This window comes from Roseovarius mucosus, assembly GCF_002080415.1.
Lineage (GTDB): Bacteria > Pseudomonadota > Alphaproteobacteria > Rhodobacterales > Rhodobacteraceae > Roseovarius > Roseovarius mucosus_A.
Genome location: NZ_CP020474.1, coordinates 306151 through 324135, shown reverse-complemented (window position 1 = coordinate 324135; position 17985 = coordinate 306151). Strand labels below are relative to the sequence as shown.

At 61.9% G+C, this 17985-nt stretch carries 17 protein-coding genes; 10 read left to right on the top strand and 7 right to left on the bottom strand.

Features of this window, described 5'->3' with window-relative positions:
• Positions 1–13: 13 nt before the first annotated feature.
• Both ROSMUCSMR3_RS01580 and ROSMUCSMR3_RS01575 read right to left on the bottom strand, forming a co-directional pair.
• Positions 14–445: a hypothetical protein gene (locus ROSMUCSMR3_RS01580; protein WP_081506228.1), complete on the bottom strand. Its 432-nt coding sequence runs from the start codon at positions 443–445 to the stop codon at positions 14–16.
• On the bottom strand, positions 445–813 hold the full coding sequence (locus ROSMUCSMR3_RS01575) for a DUF6152 family protein (protein ID WP_081506227.1): 369 nt from the start codon (positions 811–813) through the stop codon (positions 445–447). The genes ROSMUCSMR3_RS01580 and ROSMUCSMR3_RS01575 overlap by 1 nt, the downstream gene beginning before the upstream one ends.
• Before the next feature lie 218 nt (positions 814–1031).
• On the opposite strand from ROSMUCSMR3_RS01575, the gene uvrA reads away from it, so the two are divergent.
• Positions 1032–3890, top strand: a complete 2859-nt coding sequence (gene uvrA / locus ROSMUCSMR3_RS01570) for an excinuclease ABC subunit UvrA (protein WP_008281078.1) — start codon at positions 1032–1034, stop codon at positions 3888–3890.
• 2 nt (positions 3891–3892) lie between these two features.
• Positions 3893–4891, top strand: a complete 999-nt coding sequence (locus ROSMUCSMR3_RS01565; protein ID WP_081506226.1) for a DUF4105 domain-containing protein — start codon at positions 3893–3895, stop codon at positions 4889–4891.
• An 18-nt stretch (positions 4892–4909) separates the two neighbouring features.
• Here the strand turns inward: ROSMUCSMR3_RS01565 and ROSMUCSMR3_RS01560 are convergent, their stop codons facing one another.
• From ROSMUCSMR3_RS01560 to ROSMUCSMR3_RS01545, 4 genes are all read right to left on the bottom strand, one after another.
• Positions 4910–5227 carry an excinuclease ABC subunit A gene (locus tag ROSMUCSMR3_RS01560; RefSeq protein ID WP_081506225.1) on the bottom strand — a complete coding sequence of 106 codons (318 nt, stop codon included), beginning with the start codon at positions 5225–5227 and terminating at the stop codon, positions 4910–4912.
• Positions 5228–5314: 87 nt separating this feature from the next.
• Entirely contained in the window at positions 5315–5518 is a 204-nt protein-coding gene (locus tag ROSMUCSMR3_RS01555) for a YgaP family membrane protein (RefSeq protein ID WP_008281075.1), read from the bottom strand.
• 111 nt (positions 5519–5629) lie between these two features.
• Positions 5630–6412 (bottom strand): exodeoxyribonuclease III, encoded by a 783-nt coding sequence (gene xth / locus ROSMUCSMR3_RS01550; RefSeq protein ID WP_081506224.1) that lies wholly within the window; start codon positions 6410–6412, stop codon positions 5630–5632.
• A gap of 63 nt (positions 6413–6475) precedes the next feature.
• Positions 6476–6799: a HesB/IscA family protein gene (locus ROSMUCSMR3_RS01545; RefSeq protein ID WP_008281073.1), complete on the bottom strand. Its 324-nt coding sequence runs from the start codon at positions 6797–6799 to the stop codon at positions 6476–6478.
• An 80-nt stretch (positions 6800–6879) separates the two neighbouring features.
• On the opposite strand from ROSMUCSMR3_RS01545, the gene ROSMUCSMR3_RS01540 reads away from it, so the two are divergent.
• From ROSMUCSMR3_RS01540 to ROSMUCSMR3_RS01505, 8 genes are all read left to right on the top strand, one after another.
• The gene (locus ROSMUCSMR3_RS01540; protein ID WP_081506223.1) at positions 6880–8130 is read left to right on the top strand and encodes a deoxyguanosinetriphosphate triphosphohydrolase; all 1251 of its coding nucleotides are present in this window, start codon (positions 6880–6882) and stop codon (positions 8128–8130) included.
• Positions 8131–8231: 101 nt separating this feature from the next.
• Positions 8232–8873, top strand: a complete 642-nt coding sequence (locus ROSMUCSMR3_RS01535) for a hypothetical protein (protein ID WP_081506222.1) — start codon at positions 8232–8234, stop codon at positions 8871–8873.
• 51 nt (positions 8874–8924) lie between these two features.
• The gene (gene argS / locus ROSMUCSMR3_RS01530; protein ID WP_081506221.1) at positions 8925–10670 is read left to right on the top strand and encodes an arginine--tRNA ligase; all 1746 of its coding nucleotides are present in this window, start codon (positions 8925–8927) and stop codon (positions 10668–10670) included.
• A 72-nt stretch (positions 10671–10742) separates the two neighbouring features.
• Positions 10743–11672: an SPOR domain-containing protein gene (locus tag ROSMUCSMR3_RS01525; protein WP_081506220.1), complete on the top strand. Its 930-nt coding sequence runs from the start codon at positions 10743–10745 to the stop codon at positions 11670–11672.
• Positions 11669–12676 carry a beta-N-acetylhexosaminidase gene (gene nagZ / locus ROSMUCSMR3_RS01520; protein WP_081508518.1) on the top strand — a complete coding sequence of 336 codons (1008 nt, stop codon included), beginning with the start codon at positions 11669–11671 and terminating at the stop codon, positions 12674–12676. The genes ROSMUCSMR3_RS01525 and nagZ overlap by 4 nt, the downstream gene beginning before the upstream one ends.
• Positions 12669–13457 carry a segregation and condensation protein A gene (locus ROSMUCSMR3_RS01515; RefSeq protein ID WP_081506219.1) on the top strand — a complete coding sequence of 263 codons (789 nt, stop codon included), beginning with the start codon at positions 12669–12671 and terminating at the stop codon, positions 13455–13457. The genes nagZ and ROSMUCSMR3_RS01515 overlap by 8 nt, the downstream gene beginning before the upstream one ends.
• 4 nt (positions 13458–13461) lie before the next feature.
• Positions 13462–14118, top strand: coding sequence for an SMC-Scp complex subunit ScpB (scpB, locus tag ROSMUCSMR3_RS01510; protein WP_081506218.1), 657 nt, complete (start codon positions 13462–13464; stop codon positions 14116–14118).
• A 520-nt stretch (positions 14119–14638) separates the two neighbouring features.
• Entirely contained in the window at positions 14639–16888 is a 2250-nt protein-coding gene (locus ROSMUCSMR3_RS01505) for a class I SAM-dependent methyltransferase (RefSeq protein WP_081508517.1), read from the top strand.
• Between the two features lie 37 nt (positions 16889–16925).
• Here the strand turns inward: ROSMUCSMR3_RS01505 and ROSMUCSMR3_RS01500 are convergent, their stop codons facing one another.
• The gene (locus ROSMUCSMR3_RS01500) at positions 16926–17942 is read right to left on the bottom strand and encodes a hypothetical protein (RefSeq protein WP_081506217.1); all 1017 of its coding nucleotides are present in this window, start codon (positions 17940–17942) and stop codon (positions 16926–16928) included.
• Between the last annotated feature and the right edge of the window lie 43 nt (positions 17943–17985).

The following is a 17985-nucleotide window of genomic DNA, read 5'->3' as shown; positions in this document are numbered from 1 at the left end:
TGCCTGCTGCGCCTCAGGAATAGGCGATGATCCGACCGCAGAGCAGGACGGCGATCCACAGGCAAAGCGACAGTATGGCCGCCGCGCATTGGCGGGGGCGTGACAGGGCCAGCGGATGCAGATGCAAGGCCGCGTTCACCAGAGCCGCGACCAAAAGTGCGATTTTCCAGCGGAACCAGCTATTTGCCACATAGTCCGACGCTTGCGCCGCAAAGAGCAGGCTGCCGCAGGCAAGCGCGAGACAGAGCCCGCCAATCGCATAGACGCGCAGCATCCTGATCGCGCGCAGATCGCCGCGCAAGAGCCGGACATCCATGGGCACGACGGCCCCGATCAACAGGGCCAGACCAAGGATGTGACCCGCATTCACCAGCGGATATGTCCAGCGCGAGGCCCGCAGGGCCTGAGCGAAGGGCTGGGCCTCAAGCGTTGCCGCCCAATCCATCAAAGGCGTTCGGGGTACAGCTCAAAGAGCGCGCCTAAAAGCTCGATCGCCTCGGCCTTGACCAGACGGTCCTTGGGATCAGCGGCGCGTTTGCCAATGATCTTTATGTCTGTGCCGGGGGCAAGCATGGCGTCGGTTAGACCGGCGCGTTCGTTGCGCCAAGGCTGGCCGACCTCGGCCTTCCAGATCTCGCCCTCTGCGTCGATGGTCAAGACGCCATGCGGATTGCCCAAGCGTGCCTCGGTGATGAGGCCCCGCAATTCGAACCGCCCATCGTCGGTCCAGCGCCAGCCGTGATGGGCGTTGGCGGGCCGGGCAAAGAGGAGCGCGGGTAGGCCAAGCGCGATGAAACGGCGTGTCAGGGTCATAGCGGTCTCCTTTCGTGCTGTGCCAAGTAGGTGGGGGCGCGGCAGGGCCAGGTCAAATGAATTTTGCCTGACCATCTTGCGGCGCGGTTCTGTACGGGCGGCGATGTGCCGAGGACGGGCAGGGCGATTGTTGCATGTTCGCGCTATGTTCACAAAATTACCTTGGAAGCGGCGCGGCTCTCGCCTATGTGTGGGGAATGGTGATCCGGGGGGTCAGAATGGCCGATCTGAAATATATCGAGGTGCGCGGGGCGCGCGAGCATAACCTCAAGAATATCGACGTGGATATTCCACGCGATCAGCTGGTGGTGATCACCGGGCTGTCGGGCTCTGGCAAATCCAGCCTCGCCTTTGACACGATCTATGCCGAGGGGCAGCGGCGCTATGTCGAGAGCTTGAGCGCCTATGCGCGGCAGTTCCTCGACATGATGGAAAAGCCGGATGTGGATCATATCAGCGGTCTGAGCCCGGCGATTTCGATTGAGCAAAAGACGACAAGCAAGAATCCCCGTTCGACCGTGGGCACGGTGACGGAGATTTACGACTATCTCCGGCTGCTTTTTGCCCGCGTCGGCACGCCCTATTCGCCCGCCACCGGCCTGCCCATCGAGGCGCAACAGGTGCAGGATATGGTGGACCGGGTGATGGCGATGGAGGAGGGCACGCGCGCCTATCTGCTGGCCCCCATCGTGCGCGACCGCAAGGGCGAGTATCGCAAGGAATTTCTGGAACTGCGCAAATCCGGGTTTCAGCGGGTTAAGGTCGACGGGCAGTTTTACGAATTGGATGAACCGCCCACGCTCGACAAGAAATTCCGCCATGACATTGATGTTGTGGTGGACCGGCTGGTGGTCAAAGACGGGTTGCAGACCCGGCTTGCGGATAGTTTCCGCACGGCGCTTGATTTGGCGGATGGCATTGCCGTGCTGGAAACCGCGCCCAAGGAGGGTGACCCGGAGCGGATGATCTTTTCCGAGAAATTCGCCTGTCCGGTCAGTGGCTTTACCATTCCGGAAATCGAGCCGCGGCTTTTTTCGTTCAACGCGCCCTTTGGGGCCTGTCCCGAGTGTGACGGGTTGGGGGCGGAGCTGTTCTTTGATGAGCGGTTGGTGGTGCCGGATGAGGCGCTGAAGCTGGCGGATGGGGCGATTGCACCCTGGCGCAAGGGCAAGAGCCCCTATTTCACGCAGACCATCAATTCCATTGCCAAACATTACGAATTTGATCGCAACAGCCCGTGGAAAGACCTGCCTGCGCATGTGAAGCAGGTGTTCTTGCACGGGTCTGGTGAGGAAGAGATCGGATTTCGCTATGATGAGGGCGGGCGTGTCTATCAGGTGAGCCGGGTGTTCGAGGGCGTTATTCCCAATATGGAACGCCGCTATCGTGAGACCGATTCAAGCTGGGTGCGCGAGGAATTCGAGCGCTATCAGAACAACCGCCCTTGCGGGGCCTGCGGTGGCTATCGCCTGCGGGCCGAGGCGCTGGCGGTGCGGATTGCGGGCCTGCATGTGGGCCAAGTGGTGCAGATGTCGATCCGCGAGGCGCTGGAGTGGTGCCGCACGGTGCCGGATCATCTGGGCAAGCAGAAGAACGAGATTGCGCGCGCCATTCTCAAGGAAATCCGCGAGCGGTTGGGGTTTCTCAACAACGTGGGGCTGGATTACCTGACGCTGAGCCGCAATGCGGGCACGCTGTCGGGTGGTGAGAGCCAGCGCATTCGGCTGGCCAGCCAGATCGGCAGCGGGTTGACGGGCGTGCTTTATGTGCTGGATGAGCCGTCGATTGGCCTGCATCAGCGCGACAATGGGCGACTGTTGGAAACCCTGCGCAATCTGCGGGATCAGGGCAATACGGTGATCGTGGTCGAGCATGACGAAGAGGCCATTCGCACCGCCGATTACGTGTTTGACATCGGCCCCGGTGCCGGGGTGCATGGCGGCCGGGTGGTGAGCCATGGCACGCCTGACGCGGTGGCGGCTGATCCTGCGTCGCTGACCGGGCAATACCTGTCTGGCGCGCGCGAGATTGCGGTGCCCGAGGTACGGCGCAAGGGCAACAAGAAGAAGCTGACGGTGGTCAAGGCGACGGGCAACAACCTCAAGGAGGTGACGGCGACTTTTCCGCTGGGGCAGTTTGTTTGTGTGTCGGGCGTGTCGGGTGGGGGAAAATCCACGCTGACGATTGAGACGCTGTTCAAGACCGCCTCGATGCGCCTCAATGGCGCGCGGCAGACGCCCGCGCCCTGTGAGACGATCAAGGGGCTGGAGCATCTCGACAAGGTGATTGATATTGATCAGCGGCCCATCGGGCGCACGCCGCGTTCGAACCCCGCGACCTACACGGGGGCGTTTACACCGATCCGCGATTGGTTCGCCGGTCTGCCAGAGGCCAAGGCGCGCGGCTATAAGCCGGGGCGTTTCAGCTTTAACGTCAAGGGCGGACGCTGCGAGGCCTGTCAGGGTGATGGTCTGATCAAGATCGAGATGCATTTCCTGCCGGATGTCTATGTGGAATGCGAGACCTGCAAGGGCGCGCGCTATAACCGCGAGACGCTGGAAATCCGCTTTAAGGGCAAGAGCATAGCGGACGTTCTTGATATGACGGTGGAAGAGGCGCAGGAGTTTTTCAAGGCGGTGCCAAGCATCCGTGAAAAGATGGACGCGCTGATGCGCGTGGGGCTTGGCTATATCAAGGTGGGCCAGCAGGCGACGACCCTTTCGGGGGGCGAGGCGCAGCGGGTCAAGCTGTCGAAAGAGCTGGCCAAGCGGTCCACGGGTCGCACGCTCTACATCCTTGACGAGCCGACGACGGGGCTGCATTTCGAGGATGTGAACAAGCTGTTGGAAGTGCTGCATGAATTGGTCGATCAGGGCAATTCGGTCATTGTGATCGAGCATAACCTTGATGTGATCAAGACGGCTGATCATATTATCGACATTGGCCCCGAGGGCGGCGATGGCGGCGGCGAGATTGTGGCAGTGGGCACGCCGGAAGAAGTGGCCGAAGAGCCCCGCAGCCATACCGGGCGCTATCTCAAGGAGATATTGGCGGCGCGGCGCGTGGCTGCGGAATAGGGATGCGGCGCGCTGCGGCGATCTGTGGACGCGGCTTGGGGATCGCTTGGCTTTTGGGGCTTGCGGTCTGGATTGGGCTAAGCCTGCATTTCCAGATCGCGGCACCTTGGGTTTATCTGCTCTATCTGGTGGGAGTGTTCGTCTGGCTTGCGCTTGTGCGGATTCTGTTGCGGGGGCGTTTGCGCCTGGCCTTGGGGCTGAGTGCCGTGGTTTTGGCGGTCTGGGCGCTGTGGTGGGGCGGGATTGCGCCGCGACAGGACCGGGATTGGATGGCGGAAGTGGCGCGCGGCGTCACCGCAGAGCCGGCGCGCGAAGGCGCGGTTCTGGTGCGCAACATCCGGGATTTTCGCTGGTCAAGCCCGACCGAGGCGGTTGAGCGCTGGTATGATCTGGAGGTTCAGCCGGAGCAGATCACCTCTGTTGATATGATCATGTCGGTCTGGGATAGTCCGGAGATCGCGCATACGCTGGTCAGTTTCGGGTTTGCCGATGGGCGGCATATCGTGTTTTCCGGCGAGATCCGCAGGGAAGTGGGCGAAGAATTTTCGGCCATTGGCGGTTTTTTCAAGCGGTATGAGCTGGTGTTGATCGCAGCCGACGAGCGCGACATCGTGCATCTTCGCACCGATGCGCGAGGCGAGTCAGTGTCGCTCTATCCGGTGGCGATGGGTGCTGGGCAGCGCGCGGCGTTGTTTCGGGCGTTTCTGGACTATGGCAACGCCTTGGCCGAGGAACCGCGTTGGTATCACACGCTTTGGACCAATTGCACGACAATGCCCTATCGGTTGGTGCGCGGCATTGCGGAGGGTCTGGTGTTTGACCTGCGGGTCATCTTGTCGGGGCGGTTGCCCGGATATCTTTATGATCTGGGGGTTTTGCCGGGGGCAGGGACGGTGCCCTTGGCAGAGCTGAAAGCGCGCGCCGTCTTGCCGCCCAGCCCGGTTGACGGGCTGAGCAGTCAGGAGTATTCGCGGCTGCTGCGGCAGGGGTGGCGCGACTAGCGCCTTGTCGCGAAACGGTCAGTTCAGAACCGCCGCCGCAGCGCCGATCAGGTCGAGAATTTCGCGTGTTTCGCGGTTCACGCGGTAAATCTGATCGCCAACGCGGTAGTAGGTCTCGTTCCGGTCCAGACCGTAGCGACCGGGATTAAGCAGAATGATGTAATCCTCGTTGATGCGGTCGCCGATGCGGTAATATCCTTGCTTCTTCGCCTGACCGGGGGGCTGACAGCCGTTGTGTTTCTTGGCCAGTCCCGGCGGGCAATGGCCGTTGCCCGCAAAGGCCGGGGCCCCGCCAAAGGTGATACCCAATATCAACAGGATCATCGTGTGTTTCATGGCCTGTCCTTTCGTGTGTACGACAGACATGGGCCGTGTCACGCCCGGTGCCAAGACGGGGCGTGCGCCTTGGGCGAAACCTTGCCGTTATTTCTTGAGCGGGCAGGTCGAGAGGCCGAGGATCGAATAGAGCGGGCAGGAGGACATGAGACCTGTCACCAGCGGGATGATCCCGATCAGATAGAGCCAGCTATAGGCGCCCTCGCGGTTGAGCGCGAAACCTGCCAGCAGCGCGAGGCCAAAGAGGATGCGCAGGGCGCGGTCGATAGAGCCAACATTTTTCTTGAGCATGGGATCACCTATGGATTGAGGGGCGCGGAGGCCCGGTTGATGCGCCATAGTCGCATGCGGGTGGGGGCAGCGTCTGTGATCTGGTCACAGAGGGGGGGATAGATTGGTGGCTCAGGCGTTGAGTTCAACCCAGAGCGGGACGTGATCCGAGGGTTTGTCGCGGCCACGTATATCCTTGTCGATGCCGCAATCGGTCATCAGGTCTGCTGCCTGCGGGCTGAGCAGGAAGTGGTCGATTCGAATTCCGTCGTTCTTGTTCCAAGCGCCGGCCTGATAATCCCAGAAGGTGTAATGCCCCGGCCCCTGCACCTGCGCGCGAAACGCCTCGGTAAAGCCGAGGTTGAGGATGCGGCGAAAGGCGGCGCGGCTTTCGGGGCGGGCCAGCGCATCCTCGCGCCATGCGTCGGGGCGGGCGGCATCCTCATCCTGCGGGATGATGTTGTAGTCGCCGCCCATCAGCACCGGTTCTTCGCTGGCCAGAAGGTCGCGGGCGCGGGCGTGCAGGCGGTCCATCCATGCGAGTTTATAGTCGTATTTCGGCCCCGGTGCGGGATTGCCATTGGGTAGGTAGAGACCGCAGAGGCGCAACGCGCGGTGATCGCCGACAACTGTTGCCTCGATCCAGCGGGCCTGTTCGTCTGTGTCGTCGCCGGGCAGACCGCGCGTGACATCCTCGAGCGGGCGCTTCGAGAGGATCGCCACGCCGTTAAAGCCCTTTTGCCCATGGGTTTCGACGTTATAGCCGCGCTCTTCGAAAATCTCGCGCGGGAAGCCGTCATCGACGGATTTGATCTCTTGCAGAAGGACCACATCGGGGGACGCCTCGTCAAGCCAAGCGGGCAGGGCGTCAATCCGGGCTTTGATGCCGTTGATATTGAACGTGGCGATTTTCATGGCGCGGCCCCCTTTTGTCCTCTGGCAGTCTCTATCGCGCAGGGGGGCGGGGGTGACAAGCGGTCACATCGAAAACGACGTGCCGCAGCCGCAGGACGAGGAGGCGTTGGGGTTGTCGATGATAAAGCGCGCGCCAATCAATTCCTCGGAGAAATCAATCGTGGCCCCGGCAAGAAACGGCAGGGAGGTGGAATCAACCACGACCTTTTGCCCGTCGCCTTCGAGAATCAGATCGTCTTGGGCGGGCTCGTCGAGTTTGATTTCGTATTGAAAGCCAGAGCAGCCGCCGCCCTCGACGGCGACGCGCAGGGCTTGACCCTGATCGCCTGCACCGATTTCGGCGAGGCGGGCAAAGGCGCGGGGGGTCACCTTGGGCGGCAATTGCATCGGAATGCTCCTGACTGGTTCACGTTTGCTGTCAGGTGCAATATATGGGGCCTGACCTCTGGCGACAAGGATAAGCAGCGATGACGGCCCCCTATGCCTCTGATCCCGCGCAGGTGCGTGGGCGGCGTGTTGCGGAAGAGGAAAGCGCGTTTCGCTCGCCCTTTCAGCGCGACCGGGATCGCATCATCCATTCCAGCGCGTTTCGGCGGCTCAAGCACAAGACGCAGGTGTTTGTGGCGCATGAGGGGGATTATTTCCGCACACGGCTGACCCATTCCATCGAAGTGGCGCAGGTCGCGCGCACGATTGCGGGTGCGCTTGGGCTGAATGGCGAGCTGACCGAGGCGGTGGCGCTGGCGCATGATCTGGGGCATCCGCCCTTTGCCCATGCGGGTGAGGACACGCTGGATGCGTTGATGGCGCCCTATGGCGGGTTCGACCACAACGCGCAGGCGGTACGGATCGTGACATCGCTAGAGCGGCATTACGCCGAGTTTGACGGGCTGAACCTGACATGGGAGACGCTGGAGGGGTTGGCCAAGCATAACGGGCCTGTGACGCCCCTCCGGGGCGATGGGCCTGTGACGCCCCTCCGGGGCCATGGCCCTGTAACGCCCCTCAGGAGTGATGACCCTGTGACGGGGTCGTTGCCCTATACCTTGGCGGATTACAATGCGCGGCATGATCTGGAATTGCACACGCATGCCAGTGCCGAAGCGCAGGTGGCGGCCCTGTCGGATGATATCGCCTATAACAATCACGATCTGCATGACGGGTTGCGCGCGCGGTTGTTTGACGATGACGAAATCGCAGGATTGCCCATTGTGGGGGATTGTTATGCCGAGGTGGACCGGCTCTATCCCGGGCTCGATCGCAAACGCCGCAGGCATGAGGCGCTGCGCCGCGTGTTTGGGGTGATGGTGGGCGATGTGATCACGCGGTCACGGTATCTTTTGGAAGACGCTGCTCCGGCTTCGGTGGCGGAGGTGCGGCATCTGGGGCGTCCGGTGATCCGGTTCTCGGATGCGCTTTGGGGGGATTTAAAGCAAATCCGGGCGTTTCTTTTTGCGCGCATGTATCGCGCGCCCGAAGTCAACGACATGCGCCTGCGGGTGCATGGGGTGGTGAGCACGCTGTTTCCCCATTATCTGAACGCGCCGGATCACCTGCCCGAGGAATGGCGCCGCGACTTGGCGCAGGCGGCGGATGAGACCGCGCTGGCGCGGCTGGTTAGTGACTATATCGCAGGGATGACGGATCGGTTTGCCCTGCAGGAATATGCAAGCCTAACGGGTGAAGGCGCGCGTGATTTCTCCGATAACGGTGTCTAAGCTCTTATAACGAAAAAGTTTATACGCTTCTGCGTGCAGCCTGCGTTGTGTGCTGTGCGGCCTGATGCTAACCATCTCATGCTATTTGGGGCGCTTTGGTGATGGTGGGTTTCGCGGAGCATGTTGCGGGCAAGACCGTGCTGATCGCTGCGGCGGGCTGTGCGGCGGGTGTTGTGCTCGCGCAGGGGTTGGCGCGGGCCGGGGCGCAGGTGATCGTGATTGACCGTGAAGATCGGCGGTGTCAGGCACTGGCGCGGTTGGTTCCGGGGCGCATCGAGACGCTGGCGCTGGATGTGCTGCGCCCGTCGGTCTGCGCGCGGTTGGGGGCGCTTTGGGGGCAGACACCGATTGATTTGCTGATCCATTTGCAACCTTTGCGCATGGCGGCGCGCTTGGGGGCGGTGACGCTGGGCATTGCCGGGTTGAGCCGCGCGCTGCGCCCCGGTTTGCGGGCCGGGCAGGGCCGGAGCTTGATTGTCAACGCAGTCCCCTGCGCGGGGGCAGGGGCGGCGGAACGGGCGTGTCGTCTGGGTCTGGATCATTTGGGCGGCTATCTGGCGCAAGAGGCAGGTGGTGCGCAGCCGGTGCATACGCTGCGTTTGCTGCGGGCCGAGGGGCTGCGACGGGGTACGACGGCTGCGCTGTCGGTGGTGTTAGAGCCTGCTATATTTCTTGGCTTTGCACCCGGGGGCAAGGATGGGGTGCAGTCGTCTTGCGTGACGGTTTGCGCCGCTTGTGATTGACGCGCCGCGCGCCGTTGGATAACCCGAGCCAAGGCAGCAAGGATAGCTTTTATGAACCTTTTTACCGATATGCGCGACCTCGTGCTGGAAACGCTGGCGGCAATGCAGGCAGGCGGCCAGTTGCCCGCTGGGCTGGATATGGCCAGTGTGACGGTCGAGCCGCCGCGCGATGCGGCGCATGGCGATATGGCAACCAATGCGGCGATGGTGCTGGCCAAGCCTGCGGGCCTCAAGCCGCGCGAGATTGCCGATGCTTTGGCGGCACGGCTGGCCGAGGATGGCCGTGTCGAGAGCGCCGAGGTGGCGGGGCCGGGGTTTCTTAACCTGCGGCTGGTCCCTGCGGTGTGGCAGCGGGTGGCGCGTGCGGCGCTGACCGAGGGCACGGGCTATGGTCGCTCGACCCTTGGGGCGGGCAAGCGGGTGAATGTGGAATATGTCAGCGCCAATCCGACGGGGCCACTGCATGTGGGCCATACGCGGGGCGCGGTGTTTGGCGATGCTCTGGCGCGGCTGTTGGATTATGTGGGCTATGAGGTCACGCGCGAATATTACATCAATGATGGCGGTGCGCAGGTCGATGTGCTGGCCCGGTCGGTTTATCTGCGGTATCTTGAGGCGCATGGGCAGGCGGTGGCCTTTGCCGATGGCACCTATCCGGGTGATTACCTGATCGAGGTGGGCGAGGCGCTGAAGGTGCAAGTGGGCGATGCCTATGTTGGGCAGCCCGAGGAGGTTTGGCTAGAGCCGATCCGCGATTTTGCCACGGACAAGATGATGGCGCTGATCCGCGAGGATCTTGCGGCGCTTGGCGTTGAGATGGACGTGTTCTATTCGGAAAAGTCGCTTTATGGCACCGGGTTGATCGAGGCGGCGATCGAGGATTTGCGCAGCAAGGGCTTGATCTATCGCGGTGTGCTGGAGCCGCCCAAGGGCAAGATGCCCGAGGATTGGGAGCCGCGCGAGCAGACGCTGTTCAAATCCACCGAACATGGCGATGATGTGGACCGCCCGATCATGAAGTCGGACGGTGGCTGGACCTATTTCGCCCCTGATATCGCCTATCATTATGACAAAATCAGCAGGGGCTTTGACCTATTGATCGACGTCTTTGGCGCGGATCATGGCGGCTATGTCAAGCGGATGAAGGCGGCGGTGTCGGCGCTGTCGAATGGCCGGGTGCCGGTGGATATCAAGCTGTGCCAACTGGTGAAGCTGTATAAAAACGGCGAGCCGTTCAAGATGTCGAAGCGCGCGGGCACCTTTGTGACGCTGCGCGATGTGGTTGATCAGGTGGGCGCGGATGTGACCCGCTTTGTGATGCTGACGCGCAAGAACGATGCGCCTTTGGATTTCGATTTCGACAAGGTTTTGGAGCAATCCAAGGATAACCCGGTGTTCTACGTGCAATATGCCAATGCGCGGGTGAATTCGGTGCTGCGCAAGGCGGCAGAGGCCGGAATTGCGGTGGAGGATGCCACATTGGCGCAAGCGGACCTCAGCGGGTTGACCCATGAGGCAGAGCTGGCGGTGGCGCGCAAGATCGCGGAATGGCCACGCTTGGTCGAGATTGCCGGGCGCAGCAATGAGCCGCATCGCGTGGCATTCTATCTCTATGATCTGGCGTCTGATTTGCATGCTTTGTGGAACCGGGGCAATGACGATGCGTCGTTGCGTTTCATCCAAGAGGGCGATGTGGCCACATCACAGGCGAAAATCGCCCTTGCGCGTGCTGTAACCGTTGTTATTTCCGCAGGCCTTGGTATTCTGGGCGTAACTCCGGCGGAAGAGATGCGTTAACGCACCAAGCCGGGGATGAGGCAGAACAGTACATCCCCGGCGACCATGTATCGCCGGAGAGCAAGAGGCGACATGGCAGATATGCACTATGCACGGCCCGAACCGGGGCCTGAGCGCGCAAAGCTCATTGTCAGGCTGACCAATCTGACCGGCGCGGCACTCTCGCTTGCGCTGATCGCGGGCGTTGGGGTGTGGGGCACCAAGATGGTCCTGCGCGATGTGTCAGGCGTGCCGGTGGTGCGCGCGGCCGAAGGGCCAATGCGCGAGGCGCCTGCCGATCCCGGTGGCGATGCTGCGGCCAATCAAGGGCTGTCGGTTAATGCCGTGGCCGCCGAAGGCACGGCAGCGGCCCCGGCAGATCGGTTGGTTCTGGCCCCTCCGCCGCTTGAATTGTCGTTGGAGGATGTGGCCCCGTTGACCCCGACGGCGGAGGTCGCAGAGGCCACCCCGCGTGCAGAAGTCACAGAGCCTGCGCCACAGGCTGTGCCGGAGGAGGTTCAGAACGCCTCAATCCTTGCGCTTGCGGATCAGATTGCGGCGGGGGCCGCGCCGATAGCCCCGCTGGAGGAAGAGGTGACGGGCCCGGAGGCGGTCGAGACCCCTGACGTAGAAGACGTGGCCGTTGCGCAAGCGGTCGTGCGCCCGCGTGCGCGCCCTGCATCGCTTACCTCGGTGTCCGAAGCAGTCGCCCTTGCGGTGGCGGCGGCGCGATCTGCGCCCTCGGATGAGGTGGATGCGGAAACGATCCCGCTTGGCACGCGGTTGGCGCAGCTTGGCGCGTTTGACTCGGCGGAAGTGGCGCGCGCAGAATGGGACCGTCTGGCGGGGCGGTTCGGTGATTTTCTTGATGGAAAGCAAAGGGTTATTCAGCGCGCTGAAAGTGGCGGGCGCACATTCTACCGGTTGCGGGCCATGGGCTTTGCCGATCTGGGGGACGCGCGGCGGTTTTGTTCGGCACTGGTCGCTGAGCGCGCCGAGTGCATCCCGGTGGTCACGCGGTGACGCGGTTTGGGGCGACGATCCTCGATGCGGAGGGTCTGCGGCTGACGACAGAGGAAAAGGCGTTGTTTCGCGACACGCGCCCGTTTGGGTTTATCCTCTTTGCGCGCAACATCGACAGCCCGGATCAGGTGCGCGCCCTTGTGGCAGAGATGCGTGAGGCCGCAGGGCATGATGCGATGGTCACGATTGATCAGGAGGGAGGGCGCGTGCAGCGATTGCGCGCGCCGCTCTGGCGCGAGTGGCCTGCGCCGTTGGATCAGGCAGAGGCGGCGGGCAGCCTCGCGGCTGAGGCGATGTATCTGCGCTATCGTCTGATTGCGGCAGAGTTGCACGCGCTTGGCATCGACAGCAATTGCGCGCCGTTGGTGGATGTGGCGGGGCCTGCGACGCATCCGTTCCTGAGCAATCGCTGCTATGGCGTTGATCCCGATACGGTGGCGCATCTGGGCCGTGCGGTGGCGAATGGATTGCTAGACGGGGGCGTATTGCCCGTGGTCAAGCATATCCCCGGACATGGCCGCGCCGAGGCGGATAGCCACCATGATCTGCCGGTGGTCACGGCGCTGAAGAGTGATCTGCAAGATACTGATTTTGCGCCTTTTAGAGCGCTGAACGACCTGCCTTTGGGGATGACGGCGCATCTGGTCTATAGTGCGATTGATGCCGCGCCTGCGACCCTATCCGCATCTATGATGCAGGTGATCCGGGACGAAATCGGCTTTGACGGGCTGATTATGACTGATGACATTTCCATGAAAGCGTTGCGTGGCACCTTGCCGGACCTGTCGCGGGCGGCCTTGCAGGCCGGGTGCGATGTGATCCTGCATTGCAACGGGACGCTGGCGGAACGGCAGGCGGTGGCAGAGGCTGCCGGCGAGATGACCGAGCCTGCGCAAATCCGTGCCGACCGGGCGTTGACATGGCGCAAGACCCCCCAAGAGATTGACATTTCCGCCCTATCGGCACAGCTTGATGCGCTGACGGGCGGGTGTGCGCATGAGTGAGGACGATTTCGACAGGGATGAGGGGCCGGTCAATGTCGCCGAGCGGTTGGCCGCTGAGGCGCTGATTGTCGATGTCGATGGGTTCGAGGGGCCGCTTGACCTTTTGCTGACGCTGAGCCGGACGCAAAAGGTGGACCTGCGCAAGATTTCGGTGCTGGAACTCGCGCGGCAATATCTGGCCTTTGTGGAACGCGCCAAGGCGCTGCGGCTGGAACTGGCGGCGGATTATCTGGTGATGGCGGCGTGGCTTGCCTTTCTCAAATCGCGGCTGTTGTTGCCGCCAGACCCGAGCGAAGACGGACCCTCGGGCGAGGAGTTGGCGGCGCATCTGGCGTTTCAGTTGGAGCGCTTGCAGGCGATGCGCGATTGCGCGGCGCGTCTGATGGGACGAGACCGGCTGGGGCGCGATTTCTTTGCACGCGGGGTGCCAGAGGACGTGGCGCGCCTGCGGCGTGTGACCTATACGGCGACGCTGCTTGACCTCATGCAGGGCTATGCCCGGATCAGGACGCGCGACGAATTCCGCCCCTTTGTGATGGATCGCGATGCGATCTTTACCATGGAGCAGGCGTTGGAGCGGATGCGGGGTTTGATCGGCTATGCAGGCACCTGGACCGATATCCTGAGCTATTTGCCAGAGGGGTTCACCACCGATCCGGGGCGGCGGCGATCGGCCACGGCCTCGACCTTTGCGGCGGCGCTGGAACTGGTCAAGGAAGGGCGGGCAGAGGTGCGGCAAGCGGAGGTTTTCGCCGCTATCGAGCTGCGGCGCAAGGATTAAGAGTATGTCGGAAGCACCTGAAGAAAAAGAAAAAAGCCTGTTTCAAGCGCCGCCCATTGGCGAGCAGGAGCGGATGATTGAGGCGATGCTGTTTGCGAGCACCGAGCCGCTGACCACCCGCGACATGGCCGAGCGGATGCCGCATGGCAGCGATCCTGCCGAAGCGCTGGTGCATCTGCGCAAACGCTATGAGGGGCGCGGCGTGCGTGTGGTCAAGGTGGGCGATGCCTGGGCCATCCGCACTGCGCCGGACCTTGGCTATTTGATGAGCCGCGAGACGGTTGAGACCCGCAAGCTGAGCCGGGCTGCGATCGAGACATTGGCGATCATCGCCTATCACCAGCCGGTGACGCGTGCCGAAATCGAGGAGATTCGCGGCGTGGCGGTCAGCCGGGGCACGGTGGATCAATTGCTGGAGATGGAGTGGATCCGGTTCGGGCGTCGCAAGATGACGCCCGGGCGGCCTGTGACCTTTGTGGTGACGCAAGAGTTTCTGGATCATTTCGGGCTAGAGAGCGCGCGGGATCTGCCGGGGCTCAAGGAGTTGCGGGCTGCGGGCCTGTTGGACAATCGCCCGCCGCCGGGGACCATGCCGCAGATGGGCAGCGAAGAGGACGAGGACGAGAGTGCGCCGGGACAAAACGAGCTCTTCGAGGACTGACGCGGCAGATCCGTGCCGTCGGCGCGATTGCGGCGGCGATTGAAGGGCGTCGGCCATGGATAAGAGGGATCGCCAGTCTTCCGCCAGAGTACCCTAAGCGTGCGGGCCGTCTTGGTTGCAGGCCTGCGGCGGCTACATTCTTCTTTTGCAATCCGAACCTGCGCGGCATCTGTCCAGTGCTGATGGTGGCCTTTATCGGTGAGATGTAAGATCTCGACTTTGAGTCTATACCGATGGCCGGAGAGGGTGTCAGATCCGGGGCAAAAATCCTCAGCCCAAAAGACGGCGCTTTCCGGATGAATACAATTGACAAGGCAAGTGCCGGTCTCAACTATCGAGCTGCGTGCAGGCGTCCGGTTGGGTTTTTCGGCCATCTACCCAGTCTAAAAGGAGAAATATATTCGTGCCGGAGAATGAATTTCAGGGTCTGTGCGCGATTTGCGGCCATGTGGGCGTATTTCGACGTGGCGATCACCGCTCTTTGCGCGAGTCCTATCCTTGCCCAAATTGTCGGTTCACGATGCGCTGGCGTGACCAGGCGGCCGTTATCCTTGATGAATTCGGACGCGGACAGGCTTTGTCGATTGACGAATTGGTGGCACGAGGCTTTCTGTCCAATGTCGCTGTCTATGAGCCAGCCTTGCGGGGACCTTTCGTTGCGCGTTTCAATACGCTGCCGCACTATACACGATCCTATTTTCGGCCCGACCTTGCGATCGGGGCACTAGCACCTGATGGCGTGCGTAACGAGAACCTGACCAAGCTGACCTTTGACGAGGACAGCTTTGATCTCATCATCACGAGCGATGTGATGGAGCATCTTCCCGATGTCGAAAGCGCATTTGCCGAAACCCTGCGCGTTCTTCGGCCCGGCGGGATTCACGTCTTTACCATTCCGAATGACTATCCCTTTCCTGACCGGACCGAACCGAGGGTTCGGGTAGAGGAGGGGGCGGAGGTGCACCTGAAGCCGGAGCGCTACCACAACGCTGGCGACGGGACGAAATGCTTGGTCTATACGGATTACGGGGCCGATCTTGCGGACATGATCCGCTCGCTTGGGGGCAGGCTGACCATCACGCGCCGCGGCGGTCCTGTCGAACCTCTCAACACCAACGCCACATTCATCCTGCGCAAGATTGCATCGGCGGGCAGACGGCGCCCGGTGTCCTCGCTCTCTGGTGCGGACAAACCTGTGGCCGAGGTGAAATCCGTTCAGGGTGCCCCCACGATCCGGACGGTTGACGAGGATCTTTGTTGCCCGATCTGTCACGGGACCGAGTTCGAGGATTTCAACGGTCGCTCCCATGCGCGGTGTTCATCCTGTCGGGGGGTGGAGCGCAACCGGCTTATGTGGATGGTGCTTGATCGACTGGGCGCTTTCGAGAAAGGCAAACGCATCCTTCATCTTGCGCCGGAGTTGGGACTGGCCCGAAAATTTGTCGAGCTTTCAGGGGATGCCTATCATGGTGCGGATCTTGATGCGGAGCGCTACAAGAGCAAGTTTCTCACGGTCCGAAAGCTTGATCTGTGCGTCGATCTGGCCGGCATCCCGGATGCAAGTTATGACCTGATCGTGCATAGTCATGTTCTGGAACATCTGCCTTGCTCAGTTGATGGCGTGCTGCAGGACCTTGACCGCATTCTTGCACCCGGCGGGTTGCATTTCCTGTCAGTTCCAGTCCGCGGCGAACACACGCTAGAGGATCTGTCGCCAGATCTTCGCCCGGTCGATCGACTGACGCGCTTTGGTCAAGAAGACCATATGCGTATTTTCGGGGCGGTGGATCTACAGGCGCTTCTGACCAAAGTATGGGGGCCGGGACAGCATCTGATCGTGCCTGTCGAGTTGTTCGCGCGCGACGATCTGCGCCGCGCCGTCATTCCGACGGTTGCTTGGCAAGGCGTGTCGGGTCACAGCATCTTTCACTATCGCAAGGGTGCCAGACCTCCGGCAGAGATGCTGACTACGCAGGTGGACGCGGCACCGCCGTCTGATGTGGGGCGGTCGCTGGCCCCAAATGTTGCGAGCTGGCCGCAGGGCGCAAAGCCCAAGACGCAAGAGGCCGATCTTGCCGCGAACGCCCCAACGGGATCGCGCGTCATCCTGGGCCTCGACGCCTTGCAGAGGGCTAATCCCTGGCCGGAGTTTCCATTGGATGAACACGCAGCGTTTCACCTTGCGCGCGACGCCGACGGTGATGGCGGTCGCGAGATTATCTTGCGACAGATCCTGAACCGGGACATCCGATTGATGGCCGAGGTGGGGTGTTTCCTTGGGGGGTCTTTGCTGCATTGGCTCAAGGCAAAGCCTGATCTGACGGTCATTGGGATAGACCCGTGGGATGGAGATTGGGCCAGCTTTGTCGAAGGGATGGCGCCCCATGCCAATCATCTGTCCGACGCTGAGATCACGCGCATCGCCCGCCTGCTGCGAAAGTACGGCAATTTCGCCGTTGCCCTGAACGCTCTACGCTTGTTCAAGGATCGCTTTGTTCCGGTGGGCTGTGCCTCTCCAGAGGCGTTGCACGACTTGCGGCGGCGCGACATCCCTATTGAGCTGATCTACCTTGACGGCTTCAAGAACCGCGACGAGCTTGATGTGGCGCATGACCTCTTTCCCGACGCCGTGTTGTGCGGCGATAACTGGCTGTGGCAGGACCAGACAGGTGCATTTGTCGTGCAACACAGCATCACGGCATTCGCGCAGGATCATGGGTTCGATATCGAGGACCTGCGGCAGTCTTGGATCTTGCACCGTGAGAGGTAGGCCGGGCGACCATCGGGTAATTGCCAAGGGGGGGGCGTCAGGACGGGGTCGCAGGCTCGAGCGTGAGAAGCGGGCCGATGTAGCTGCGCAAGGGCCGCTCTGGTTCGCCCTTGAGCAGTTTGATTTCGGGGGCTTCCAAGGTGGGGGATATCGTTATCTCACGCAGGTGGAGGCCGCGGTAGAAATCGAAGGCGACGGATCCGATTCTGGGTGCGTAGCTGAAAGGATCGACGGTGGAGACTTGCAGACTATGGCCCGATGGGTCGAGGCGCAGGTTGATGTGCCCGCCAGCCCGGTGGAACAGGTGGACGAGAGCCTGGGCATGATACTCTTGCCCAAATCGCAGGACTGCGCCCGTGTCTTCGAGACGCATGTAGTGGAGGGGCAAATCCATGCAGTCATGACGCTCCATCGGGTGGTCGTGCTGAATTGCATCGGTGTCGAGGAGACCGCGGCGCCAGATCGGTTTGGGCAAGGAAACGGCGTGGAACCAAGCAGCCTGATCGAGGCAGCGTTTCAGGAACGGGGTGACGCGGTCTGCCATGACCTCACCACCTTCGTAGGTCGTGTGGACATCATCGCGCAGGAGGCCCGCCACGACATCGGCCCCAACCTCGGCAAGCCATTCTTCGGCCATGTCCAAAAATGGGATGCGAAACTCCTTGCAGAATTCGCGGGTTTGGGCGTTGAAATCGTGATGAACCGGCGATGTCCAACGGCGGTGGTGAAGAAAAAAGGCCGGGTCGGCCCCGATATCCTGAGCCACAAGTGCCATGTCGAGAAGCAGTTCGCGCCCGCGCGCCGGGGTCGTCAGGGGATGCAGGGCAAAGGCCGACGCGTTTACCTCGAACAGAACGTGGCTGAATGGCCCGAGCTTTGCGGCGGCAAGGCGCAGGTAGGGGGGGATCACGTGCGGCTGTTGGGCGCCCAGCCCGACCCGAAGCACGGTAACGTCTGGTGTCTCGGCACGAAGCCGGTCGGTGGTGGGATCGGAGAAGCCGGATCTTGTGGCCACGTTAGAGAAGCCGATGATCAAGAGACGGCGGGTTGGCATTTAGGTCCCCTTGCAGCGATGTTGGGACACACCTTGCGCGGCG

Coding starts and splice junctions, on each gene's coding strand:
- ROSMUCSMR3_RS01580 (WP_081506228.1), bottom strand. CDS start 445: ATGGATTGGGCGGCAACGCTTGAGGCCCAGCCCTTCGCTCAGGCCCTG.
- ROSMUCSMR3_RS01575 (WP_081506227.1), bottom strand. CDS start 813: ATGACCCTGACACGCCGTTTCATCGCGCTTGGCCTACCCGCGCTCCTC.
- uvrA (WP_008281078.1), top strand. CDS start 1,032: ATGGCCGATCTGAAATATATCGAGGTGCGCGGGGCGCGCGAGCATAAC.
- ROSMUCSMR3_RS01565 (WP_081506226.1), top strand. CDS start 3,893: ATGCGGCGCGCTGCGGCGATCTGTGGACGCGGCTTGGGGATCGCTTGG.
- ROSMUCSMR3_RS01560 (WP_081506225.1), bottom strand. CDS start 5,227: ATGAAACACACGATGATCCTGTTGATATTGGGTATCACCTTTGGCGGG.
- ROSMUCSMR3_RS01555 (WP_008281075.1), bottom strand. CDS start 5,518: ATGCTCAAGAAAAATGTTGGCTCTATCGACCGCGCCCTGCGCATCCTC.
- xth (WP_081506224.1), bottom strand. CDS start 6,412: ATGAAAATCGCCACGTTCAATATCAACGGCATCAAAGCCCGGATTGAC.
- ROSMUCSMR3_RS01545 (WP_008281073.1), bottom strand. CDS start 6,799: ATGCAATTGCCGCCCAAGGTGACCCCCCGCGCCTTTGCCCGCCTCGCC.
- ROSMUCSMR3_RS01540 (WP_081506223.1), top strand. CDS start 6,880: ATGACGGCCCCCTATGCCTCTGATCCCGCGCAGGTGCGTGGGCGGCGT.
- ROSMUCSMR3_RS01535 (WP_081506222.1), top strand. CDS start 8,232: ATGGTGGGTTTCGCGGAGCATGTTGCGGGCAAGACCGTGCTGATCGCT.
- argS (WP_081506221.1), top strand. CDS start 8,925: ATGAACCTTTTTACCGATATGCGCGACCTCGTGCTGGAAACGCTGGCG.
- ROSMUCSMR3_RS01525 (WP_081506220.1), top strand. CDS start 10,743: ATGGCAGATATGCACTATGCACGGCCCGAACCGGGGCCTGAGCGCGCA.
- ROSMUCSMR3_RS01515 (WP_081506219.1), top strand. CDS start 12,669: ATGAGTGAGGACGATTTCGACAGGGATGAGGGGCCGGTCAATGTCGCC.
- scpB (WP_081506218.1), top strand. CDS start 13,462: ATGTCGGAAGCACCTGAAGAAAAAGAAAAAAGCCTGTTTCAAGCGCCG.
- ROSMUCSMR3_RS01505 (WP_081508517.1), top strand. CDS start 14,639: ATGCGCTGGCGTGACCAGGCGGCCGTTATCCTTGATGAATTCGGACGC.
- ROSMUCSMR3_RS01500 (WP_081506217.1), bottom strand. CDS start 17,942: ATGCCAACCCGCCGTCTCTTGATCATCGGCTTCTCTAACGTGGCCACA.